This window comes from Cellulomonas sp. GbtcB1 (genome assembly GCF_019091725.1).
Lineage (GTDB): Bacteria > Actinomycetota > Actinomycetes > Actinomycetales > Cellulomonadaceae > Cellulomonas.
In genome coordinates this window covers 1-1,351 of record NZ_JAGXJG010000117.1, presented here as the reverse complement: position 1 = coordinate 1,351, position 1,351 = coordinate 1, and the positions used below count along the sequence as shown (strand labels likewise).

General features: G+C 73.1%; 2 protein-coding genes. Both read left to right on the top strand.

What is annotated here, in order from left to right; genetic code table 11:
* The first annotated feature begins 23 nt into the window (after window positions 1-23).
* Entirely contained in the window at window positions 24-788 is a 765-nt protein-coding gene (locus KVT14_RS19980) for a hypothetical protein (protein ID WP_217617261.1), read from the top strand.
* A gap of 141 nt (window positions 789-929) precedes the next feature.
* Window positions 930-1,351 (top strand): Gfo/Idh/MocA family protein (locus KVT14_RS19975; RefSeq protein ID WP_217617260.1); only part of this gene is annotated, 422 nt, incomplete at its 3' end.

The window sequence follows — 1,351 nt, the reverse complement described above, 5'->3', positions numbered from 1 at the left end:
GGTGCACGGTCACGTGCCCGTAGGTGCTCGGCACGACGAGCGCCGAGCGGAAGCCCTGCACCCGGCAGGCGTGGCTCACCGAGTGGTCGCGCGGCGGCGAGAGCCTGTACCCGCTGCTGGAGGCGAAGCTCGCGGAGGACCCGGAGCTGCTGCGCCGGGTGCGCGTCGAGATGTACCGCCGGATCGGGTACTACCCGACCGAGACGTCGGAGCACTCCTCGGAGTACCTGCCCTGGTTCCTGCGGTCGGACGAGCAGGTCGCGCAGTACCGGCTGGAGCCGCTCGTCTACCTCGACATCTCGGAGAAGAACCTGGCCGAGGTGGAGCAGGTGCGGCGGCAGCTGGCCGCCGGCGAGCCGCTCGACCTGCCCGACGAGGGCGCCGCGGAGTACGCGCCGCAGATCATCCACTCGCTGCTGACCGGCACGGCGCGGAAGATCCACGTCAACGTGCCGAACGCGGGGTACATCGACAACCTCCCGCAGGGGGCGGTCGTGGAGGTGCCGGCCGTGGTCGACGGTGACGGGGTCCGCCCGGTCGCGGTGGGGTCGATCCCGACGGCGGGCGCGGCGCTCAACCGGACGATGCTGTCGGTCGCCGAGCTCACCGTGCAGGCGGCGCTGACCGGCGACCCGCGGGCGGTGCGGCAGGCGGTGCTGGTGGACGGCAACGCCGCGGCGACGCTCACGCCGGAGCAGATCTGGGCGCTGTGCGACGAGCTGACCGAGGCGCATCGCGCCCACCTCCCGCGCGCGCTCGGTGGCGAGGTCGACCTCGTGCTGCCGTAGCCCCCGCGCGTCCCGACGGAGAGGACGGCGCCGCCCCGACCGGGCGGCGCCGTCCTCTTCTTCGTGCGCCCGGGGCGCGGTAGGAGAGCGGCCCGCGTGCGGGTGTTCCCTCCGCCGCAAGGTTCGGTCTACACTCACATCATGAGCGAAACACAGGTGATTCGATCAGAACCGAGCATCACGAGCGGATCGAGCGGCCTGCGGGTCGCCGTCATCGGCGTGGGCGCCCGGTCCTCGATCGCGCACCACGTCGCCACCGTCCGCCCCGGCTCCGCCGTCGTCGCCGCTGCCGACATCCACGCGGACGGCCGCGCCCGCGCCCGCGCCTCGTTCGGCGACATCGCCGTCCACGACGACACCGCGTCGCTGATCGCGGCCGGCGGGTTCGACGTCGCGATCGTGACCTCGCCCGACGACACGCACGCCGAGATCGCGGTCCAGCTCCTGCGCGCCGGCATCCCGTCGTACGTCGAGAAGCCCCTCGCGATCACGCTCGAGGACGCCGACGCGGTGCTCACGACCGCCGCCGAGACCGGCACGCCGCTGTACATCGGGCACAACAT